A 9585-nucleotide genomic window follows, 5' to 3' on the forward strand; every position below is an offset into this window, starting at 1 on the left:
CGATCCGGTGCAGCAGCTGCATGAACGCCGGCTGTTCTCCAGCTTGTCCAAATACCCTTCTCTGGCAGCCGCGATCAGCTCCTGAAACGGCGTGACAAATTGCTCCAATACAGCAAAGCAAACCGCGAGTTCAGGATTTTGTCCATCAAATACCGCTGGTTATCCATCTCCATCGCATGCTCCAGCTTGCGGAGGTTCGCTTCGAAATGGTCCAGGCCGAGATGAAAATAGTGCAGAATTGTCCGGGCCAGCACAAACATGCCGTCCACCGCGCTGTGGCATTGGTGCAGCATGGCCGTACGTTCTTCGGTAGCCATGATTTCGCGGGTATTCTGATCCAGGTTGATCGTAATCAGCTTGTCGCGCTGTACGTAAAAGTGAACCCGGTCCACGTGAGCGCTGTCTTCCACTTCCATTTTGACCGAATAGGGCAGCGTGCCGAACATGACGGCATTCACGCCGTCAGGAAACCGGACGGACATATAATTCTGCTCGATGTTCGGGATGACTTCCAGCCATTCCTCGATCAGGGGGCATGCCTCCTGCAGCTGCCTGAAGTCTTCCGATGACCAGTCCTCCACCACCAGATCATGCCATGTCCAGTGGCCTGCAAAAGATAATATATTGCTTGAAACCTCAGCTGCCATATGACCCACCTCCTCTATCTCACCATCCATATCTCTGTTCACCAAAAAGGACACGCCGTATATTCTCAAGGGAGAACTGGCGTGTCCTTACGAACTTCCGGTTGAGTCGAAACATAACATAAGCTTGTCCGTCATTGGTATGAATTAGACATGATTTCTTTCAGCTTTTCTGTTGCACGCTTCTGAATCCGCGAGACGCTCATCTGGGAAACCCCCAGCTTCTGGGCGATCGAGCGCTGGGATTCACCATCCTGGAAGGCAAGCAGCAGCACTTTCTGCTCCTGTTCCTTCAGCTGGCTCATCGCCTGCTGCAGATCCATCCGTTTTTCCACCGAATCATAGTCGTTGACGTCCGAACTGATCAGTTCACCGAGCGTTGCACCCGTTTCTTCCTGGGACAGCGGAGAGTCCAGTGAAACATAGTGGTAGCATTCGCGTCCGGCCAGGACCTCTACCGTTTCTTCCACCGACAGATCCAGGAATTCAGCGATTTCGCGGACGTCCGGCGAACGCTCCAGCTTGACGGTTAACTCATCAATAGCCTGCTGGACGAGTGCGCCTTTCTCTTTGATCCTTCTTGGAACCTGGATATACCAGGACTTATCCCGCAAAAAGTTTTTCATATGCCCGATCATGCTCTTCATGGCATACGGTTCAAACGGAATGCCCAAGCTGATGTCGTACTGCTGCAGCAGCCGGATCAGAGCCATCTGGCCGACCTGGTACAAGTCCTCGTAGAGGTCCGGGCGGTTACGGGCGATTTTACCCGCGGCCATCTTGACCATCGGTTCATATTTTTGGATAAGCACGGTGGCGATATCGTTGTCTTTCGTCTGCTGGTATTCCCAGATCAGACCGACCGCCTCGCTCATGGACTCGGGGGGAGTCACCTTATCATTCATACTTTCTCCTCACTTCTCATGAGCCGTTTGGTCATAACCACCTGGGTGCCGCGTCCGGCCTCATTATCTACCATCACATCGTCCATGAGCGCCTCCATCAAGTAGAAGCCGAGTCCCCCGATTTCCACATCATGAAGGTCTTTGTCATGCAATGTCACGGTGTTTTCGGTACGGTTCATCCGGTCAAAGCTCTCCCCGTCGTCCTTGACCTTGATGGACAATTGGTCAATGCCGATTTCGAACGTTACTTCCACCATGCCGCCTTCCTGAGCATAAGCATATAAAACGGAGTTGTTACAAGCTTCCGATACGGCTACCTTCATATCTTCGATGTCCTCATAAGAAAAACCCATCTTCGATGCGATTCCATACAAGTTCAATCTTACGATATCTACAAAATCAGCATTGGCCGGTAATGTTATCACGACTTTTTGAACTTCAGCATTCATACTGTCTTCGATCCTTTCCTATTGGGAATTCCTACTCGCGGCAAAAAACTTCGCAATACCCGTCATGTCAAACAGCCTTTGGATTTGGGAAGGAACCTCTTCCACGACAAAACGGGCATCCATCCCATGTCTGGCCTTCAATATGGACAATAGAATGCCGATCCCTGTGCTATCGATATATTTCAGATCCTTCAAGTTAATCACTAGATCGATTTCGGAATCCCCAACAAGCGGTTCCATGACAAGCCTGAAGTCGGGCGCCACCGATAAATCCAGTTCCCCGCTCAGGTAGACCGTGCAGGAACCTTCATGGCGTTCTGTCGTTGCATTGAATTTTTCGTTCTTATTCGTATTCATAGACATTCTCTCCCGATTTTTTGTTTTTCTTGTATAAGAACAGTTACCCTAAATCCCCCGTTTGAATCAGCTTGTACGCAAGCTTATGCCTGGCAATATTTTGGCTCCCGTCACATGGAGTTGGCATCGGAGGTCTGCAAGCCTTTGCTTTGTGCAGGCACCGGATGCTTCATCAGAATCTCCTTCACCGATTTCATATTGACCGGCTTGCTGATATAATCGTCCATCCCGGCTTCCCTGCACCGGCTTCGGATGCCTTCCATCACATTGGCGGTCATGGCGATGATAACCGGCCGGTATCCCTGAGGCTGCATCTCGCGGATGAGGGCCGTGGCCTCCAGACCGTCCATGACCGGCATTTGCAAATCCATGAAGATCAGCCGGTACACCGGATTGGCGCGGATTTTATCCGCTGCCTGCCGCCCGTCCTCGGCCACTTCTGCTCTCAATCCCAGCTTGCCCAGCATGCTCACCATCAGCTTCTGGTTGACCGGATGGTCGTCTACCACGAGGATCAGCGGTTCTTCGTCTTTTGCAGACGGCAGGGAAACAAGCAGGTCGTCGCCCATGCCCATCATGCCGTCATCCGATTCAGGCTCGCTCGTCCGGATCGTAAAGATAAACGTGGCACCCTTCTCCTCGGTCGATTCCACGTAAATGCTGCCGCCCATCATTTCAACGAGCGATTTGCAGATGGCCAGTCCCAGCCCCGTGCCCCCGTATTTCCGGGTCATCGAAGAATCCAGCTGGGAGAACGGCTGGAACAAGCGGTTTTGCTTATCCGGCGTAATGCCGATACCGGTATCCTTCACCGCAAATTCGATCATGAGGCTGTCGTCTTCAGCTCTTTCCCGAAGGGATACCATCAGATAGACTCCGCCCTGATGCGTAAACTTCACCGCATTGGAGATCAGATTGATCAACACCTGACGCAGGCGGGCCATATCCCCGTAAATGATGGGCGGGATTGCTTCATCGATAAAGTACACCAGCTCCAGGTCCTTTTTCCCTGCTTCCATAGAAAAAAGGCTGAATACTTCCTTGATGCAGTTTTGCAGCTCAAACGGATGCTCCTCCATCTCCATTTTCCCGGATTCCATCTTGGTAAAATCGAGGATGTCGTTGATCACCGTGACCAGTGCGTCGGCGCTTTTGCGGATGATCTCCGTATATTCCAGCTGCTCTTCCTTAAGCTCGGTTTCCATCAGCAGATCCACCATACCGATCACGCCGTTCATCGGCGTGCGGATTTCATGGCTCATCATCGCCAAAAATTCGGTTTTGGCCTTGGCCGCGATTTCAGCCGCCTCTTTGGCTTTAATGAGCTCCTGATTGGCTTTCTCCAGCTCCTGCGTTTTTTGCTGCAGCAGCATGGTCTGGGTTTTATGCTTTTTGTTGGTCAAATACATTTCCACAAAGCCTTCAATTTTGGACTTCAGAATTTGCGGGATAAACGGCTTCACCATATAATCAATCGCACCGGCTGAATAGCCTGCGAATAAATGCTCGGCTTCTTTACTGTTCGCTGAGATGAAGATGATCGGAATGTCTTTCGTTTTATCCCTTGCCTTGATCAATTTGGCTGTTTCAATCCCGTCCATACCTGGCATTTGCACATCCAGTATAATCACAGCAAACTCATCCTTCAGCAGGCACCGGAGCGCTTCCTCTCCGGAGGTCGCCTTCACAAGATTATATTGCTCACTCTCCAGCACAGCTTCCAGGGCGAGTAAGTTCTCCGGACGGTCATCAACCAGCAGAATATGAATCGGTTCTTGAGACCCCATGGAATCCTCCCACTCTCTAGTTAATCTTCCTGTAGATTTTCTCTACACGATCCAGCGGTTCGTAAGAATCACTGTATTCCGTAAACTGTATCGACTCTTTGGCTCCAAGAACCAGAATTCCGAAGCGGCTTAAGCTTTCATAAAACAGGCCGTGGACATGATCCCTGAGCGTGTCGTTGAAATAGATCATCACATTACGGCAAAATATAACGTTAAACTCGTTAAAGGAGCTATCCGTTGCCAGATTATGCTCCGCAAAGATCATATTTTTGCTTAGAAAGGGCTGGAAAATCACCGAGTTATACTTGGCGGTATAATACTCGGAAAAGGAGCGGGTTCCGCCCGCTTCAATGTAATTTTTCGTATACAGCTTCATTTTCTCAATCCCGAAGATCCCCTGCTTTGCCTGTTCCAGGGAACGGTCGTTCATATCCGTGGCGTAAATCCTCGCCTTGTCCAGAAGTCCCTCTTCATGCAGCAGAATCGCCATGGAGTAGACCTCTTCTCCGGTGGAGCAGCCTGCATGCCAGATACGGATATACGGATAGGTTCTCAGCAGGGGGACGATCTTTTTTCGAAAAGTCAGAAAGAGGTTCGGATCACGAAACATCTCTGTGACGGGAATCGACAGATTATGAACCAGCCGCTCAAAAACGGGCCGGTGATGCAGCACCTTCTCCTGAAGCTGGGAAATATTGTTTAAACTTTCCGCACGTATAAAATGCCATATCCGGCGCCGGAGCGACGGAATCGCATAATCGCGGAAATCGTAACCATATAAACGGTGAATGCCTTCCAGAAGAAGCTCAAGCTCGATATCTTCCCGTTCCGTCTCATCCTTTACGGGGATGTCTTGATCTGTATGCCCCAAATCGTTTGGATCGGTTTCTTCACGTAATCGGAAGCACCGGCCTCGATACACTTGGAGCGGTCTTCTTTCATCGCCTTGGCGGTCAAGGCAATAATCGGAAGCTTATGGAACTGAGGCATCTGGCGAATTTGCCGCATCGCCTCATAGCCGTCCATCTCCGGCATCATCATATCCATCAGCACCAAATCGAACGGCTGGTCTCCGGTCAGGATGTCGATCGCCTCGCGTCCGTTCTCGGCGAAGGTCACCTCCATGCCATAATTCTCCAGAACGCTCGATAGCGCAAAGACGTTCCGGATATCGTCGTCGACGAGGAGGATTTTCTTCCCTTCAAACAGTGCTTCCCTGTTATGAAGCTTCTGCAAGATTTGACGCTTGTCCTCAGGCAGATTGGCTTCCACCCGGTGCAGGAACAATGTAGTTTCGTCCAGAAGGCGCTCAGGCGATTTCACGTCCTTGATAATAATGGACTCGGTGTATTGGCGCAGGCGCATTTCTTCCTTGCTGTCGAGATCTTTGCCGGTGTACACAATGATCGGAAGATAGCCCAGGTTTTCGTCCTGCTGGATCTGATCCAGCAGCTCGAATCCGGTCATATCGCTCAGCATCAAATCGAGCACCATGCTGTCGTAGCGTTTCTTCCGCAGCTCGCTGAGCGCCTCCTTGCCGGTGGACACGGCGGTGATTGCGACATCATCGTGATCGATGAGCTCAATGATCGAGCGGCGCTGGATGTCATCGTCTTCTACAATGAGGAGATGCTTCAGCGACTGCTCGGTATACGATTCAATATGCGAGAAGGCATGCTCCAGGGACGCTTTGCTGGAAGGCTTCTTCAAATAGGCAATGGCCCCCATTTTCAGGCCCTGCTTCACTTCATCCGATACCGATATGATGTGAACCGGGATATGGCGGGTTGCCGAATTCCCCTTCAGCTCGCCCAGGATCGCCCAGCCGTCCATAACCGGAAGCTGGATATCCAGGATGACCGCATCCGGCAAGTACGTTTTGGCCATATGCAGGCCGACATCGCCCTGCATCGCCACGAGGGCCTTAAAGCCTCTCCCCCGCGCCATATCCATCAAAATACGGGCAAATTTGATGTCATCCTCAATGATGAGCAGTACCTTATCTTTGTCGGCAATCCGCTCGCGATCGTCTTCCAGAGGCTCTGCCGCGGTGATGGCGGCTTCCTCTTCATCCACCATGTTCTGCGCCGGCTTGGGCAGCATCAGCTCGCTGGAAACGGCGGCCTCGTCCTGAGCGGAAGAAGACGCCTCCGGCTTCTCCTCAGTGACCGGCAGATACAGCGTAAAGCAGCTGCCATGTCCTTCGACCGATTCGACCTCAATTCCCCCACCAAGCAGGCGGGACAGCTCACGGCTGATGGAAAGACCAAGTCCGGTACCGCCATACTTGCGGCTGGTCGTACCGTCCACCTGCTGGAACGCCTCAAAGATCAGGTCGGTCTTATCTTTCGGTATGCCGATGCCCGTATCCTTGACGGCCGCCGCGATATATTCCTTGTTCCGGTCCAGATAAGCCGGCAAGACTTTCGGATCCGCCCGACGGACCGTGAACACGACCGAACCCTGGCTGGTGAATTTAAAGGCATTGGACAACAGGTTGCGCAGGATCTGCTTGACCCGGTATCCGTCGGTAACGACGGAATCCGGCACATCGTTGTCCACGTGAACGTGGAGCGCAACCTGCTTCGAATTGGCCAGCGGCTTGAAATTCTGGTTGACGAAGGTCTGCCATTCCTCGATCGGCACCGTTTCGGAGTTGATCTCCATTTTGCCGGCATCAACCTTGGACAAATCCAGAATTTCATCAATCATCTTGAGCAGATCGGCGCCCGACATGTAAATCGTATGAGCGTATTCCTTCTGCTTATCGCTCAAGTTTCCTTCCTTATTCTCGGACAGGAGCTGCGACAGGATCAGCAGGCTGTTGAGCGGCGTGCGGAGCTCGTGAGACATATTCGCCAGGAACTCCGACTTGTATTTGCTGGTCACCGCCAGCTGCATCGCCTGCTGCTCCAGTCTGGCCTTCGCATCTTCAACCTCGATGTTCTTCTCCTCAAGCTGCTGCATCTGCTCTTCCAACGCGCGCGTCTTGCCGATCAGCTCGGTATTGTAATGCTCGAGCTCCTCCTGCTGGCGCTGCAGCAAATCCTCGGAGCGCTTGAGCGCTTCGGTCTGCTCCTCCAGATTTTCGTTGGAGCGGCGCAGCTCCTCCTGCTGGGTCTGCAGCTCCTCGGATTGGCACTGCAGCTCCTCGGTCAGCGCCTGCGATTCACGCAGAAGCTCCTCGACGCGAACGCGGCGGTTAATGTTATTAATAATGACGCCCAGACTCGCGGTGAGTTGGGACAAGAGCTGTCTGGCCAGCTCGCTGAACGGCTCGAACGACGCCATTTCAACGACGCCGAGCAGCTCGTCTTCAAACACGACCGGATAGATCAGCAGATGTGCCGGCTTCGCCGAACCAAAGGCCGAGTCCACTGACAGGTAGTCTTCCGGCAGCTCGGTGACGATCGGTTTGCGGTCCAGAGCGCTCTGCCCGACCAGGCCTTCTCCGATTTCAACTCTGCCTCTCGCCGAGCGTTCCCCCTGGCCGGCGTATGTTCCGCCGAGAGACAGCATATTCGGATTTTGATCATCGTCCTGAATATATATAGCTCCATAGGCCGCCCCGATGATCGGAGCAAACTCGCTGATGAACATTTGGGATACCTGCTTGCTGGAATTGATGCCGCGAAGAAGCTCGGTGACCCGGCTCGCATTGGAATTGAGCCAGTTTTGGTCCTTCTGGGCCTGGAGGTAATTCTGCTCCAGCTCCTGCTTCTCTTCCAGATCTTCAGCGATTTCCTTGAACACATGGGCTACCTGGCCGATTTCATCTCTTGAAGTCACTTTAATCCGGCGGATGGCCTGAATCCGGCCTTTGGCAAAGCTGTTGATCATCATGTTCACAACGCCGAGTCCCCTCGTGATCGTAGAGATTACCCACAGAATGACGACAAGTCCAAGCAGCAGCCCGGCAATCATAATGGCGGTCGTGATTTGAACGGACCTGTTGTAAGCCGCTTTGACATTACTCATCTGCTGATCGACCAGCAGATCCTGATATTCGGAAAGCGCATTGATGCTGTCTATCGCTTCCTGCTGGATCGGGGATCCACTTGCATTTCGGTAGGTGTTGGCATCGTCCATCATCCCTTTGGATAACAAGGCGGACTGCTTGTTGATATATTCTTTGTAATCCGACCACGCCTTCTGAACGCGGTTCAGCATTTGTTTTTCCTCAGGAGAGGTGGTGGTTGCATTCAGCTTCTGCAAACTTTGTTCGCCCTTGGCGATCATATCGTTGATCTCGGAAGTGCTGTTATCTGTCGCCACGTTGTGATTCAGCATCATGCTCATAACGAACCTGGACATATCGTTCACTTCGCTCCGGACCCCGGTGGAATACCGCACTTTCAAATACCGGTCCTCATAGATACGATCCATTTGCTTGTTCATATAATTCATGCGGTCGTAGCCAACCACCGTCAAAGCAATCAAAATTCAGTTTCATTCTTCATTCGCTCCCTCTTTTAACGAAATCCAGACGAGACATTTATCGTCTTCCCGCTCCTGGGTTCCGTGGTCTTCAAAAAATGCCTGGTACATCTTCTCTTCATTCCACTCATGCGAATGCTTCAGGTGGCTGACCAAAAAGTCGACTTGTTCGTCATGATCGCCCTGGACCAGTTCCAGCAAGCCGTCGGTGTACAGCGCAATATGGCCTTCCCCTTCGTAAGACAAGGTCTGCGGATCGATGTCCATCTTGTCGAATAGGCCGACCGGACAGCATGCCTGGTCAAGCAGCAGCATGTCTCCGTTCTGTTGGAAAAATAAAGCCGGTGGATGCCCGGCGTTGACGTAGTCAATCCGTTTCATCGAGGTATCAACAACTAAATAAATCGCCGTAAAATAATATTGGACAAGCTGATTTTCGATGTGAAGCTGGTTAAACCGGCGGTTCAGCTCCTGGATCACTTTCTCCGGCTCCACATAGGTCGTTACCGTATCCTTCAGGACCGACGCGATGAACATCGTAAACAGGGACGACGAGATGCCATGGCCCATCATATCCAAAAGAAGGACACCGTAACGGCCGTTGCCGAGGGAATACCAGGCATATAGATCACCGGCAAGCTCGGCGGAAGGCTGATAAATGGCGTGAACCTCAAACAACTCGTCCTCAATAGCGGGACTCAGCACCGCGTTCTGAACCAGCGCAGCCAATCTCAGTTCCTCCTGAATCCGCTGATCGCGCTCCTTATGCCAGTCCTTCTCATGTTTGAGACGGAGTGCCAGGCGGATCCGGGCCATCAGCTCCACTTTGTTGATCGGTTTGGTCACATAGTCGACCGCTCCGGCATCCAGCGCCTCGGCTAACTTTTTGGAATCTCCCACCGCCGTGACCATGATGATCGGTATATCCTTGAGATGCTCGTTTTTCTGGATCACCTGACAGGCCTCGATCCCATCCATTTCAGGCATCATCATATCGAGCAAAAAT

General features: G+C 52.0%; 8 protein-coding genes. All 8 read right to left on the minus strand.

Annotated features, from left to right (window positions below):
- Nucleotides 1-74 precede the first annotated feature (74 nt).
- Nucleotides 75-647 (minus strand): magnesium transporter CorA family protein, encoded by a 573-nt coding sequence (locus tag CPT76_RS28540; RefSeq protein ID WP_105445288.1) that lies wholly within the window; start codon nucleotides 645-647, stop codon nucleotides 75-77.
- A gap of 131 nt (nucleotides 648-778) precedes the next feature.
- Nucleotides 779-1549, minus strand: coding sequence for a sigma-70 family RNA polymerase sigma factor (locus tag CPT76_RS28545; RefSeq protein WP_076176089.1), 771 nt, complete (start codon nucleotides 1547-1549; stop codon nucleotides 779-781).
- Nucleotides 1546-1998, minus strand: a complete 453-nt coding sequence (rsbW, locus tag CPT76_RS28550) for an anti-sigma B factor RsbW (protein WP_105445289.1) — start codon at nucleotides 1996-1998, stop codon at nucleotides 1546-1548. The genes CPT76_RS28545 and rsbW overlap by 4 nt, the downstream gene beginning before the upstream one ends.
- Before the next feature lie 18 nt (nucleotides 1999-2016).
- Complete coding sequence (locus CPT76_RS28555; protein ID WP_076176095.1) at nucleotides 2017-2355, minus strand: STAS domain-containing protein; 339 nt, start codon at nucleotides 2353-2355, stop codon at nucleotides 2017-2019.
- 110 nt (nucleotides 2356-2465) lie between these two features.
- The gene (locus tag CPT76_RS28560) at nucleotides 2466-4142 is read right to left on the minus strand and encodes a response regulator (protein WP_105445290.1); all 1677 of its coding nucleotides are present in this window, start codon (nucleotides 4140-4142) and stop codon (nucleotides 2466-2468) included.
- Between the two features lie 16 nt (nucleotides 4143-4158).
- The gene (locus CPT76_RS28565; protein ID WP_105445291.1) at nucleotides 4159-5013 is read right to left on the minus strand and encodes a CheR family methyltransferase; all 855 of its coding nucleotides are present in this window, start codon (nucleotides 5011-5013) and stop codon (nucleotides 4159-4161) included.
- Nucleotides 4983-8585, minus strand: a complete 3603-nt coding sequence (locus CPT76_RS28570; protein WP_258168898.1) for a response regulator — start codon at nucleotides 8583-8585, stop codon at nucleotides 4983-4985. Before CPT76_RS28570 ends, CPT76_RS28565 begins: the two co-directional genes overlap by 31 nt.
- Nucleotides 8586-8591: 6 nt before the next feature.
- A partial coding sequence (locus CPT76_RS28575; protein ID WP_105445350.1) for a PP2C family protein-serine/threonine phosphatase occupies nucleotides 8592-9585 on the minus strand: 994 nt, incomplete at its 5' end.

Origin of the sequence: Paenibacillus sp. AR247 (assembly GCF_002968895.1) — a bacterium.
Classification (GTDB): domain Bacteria; phylum Bacillota; class Bacilli; order Paenibacillales; family Paenibacillaceae; genus Paenibacillus_AQ; species Paenibacillus_AQ favisporus.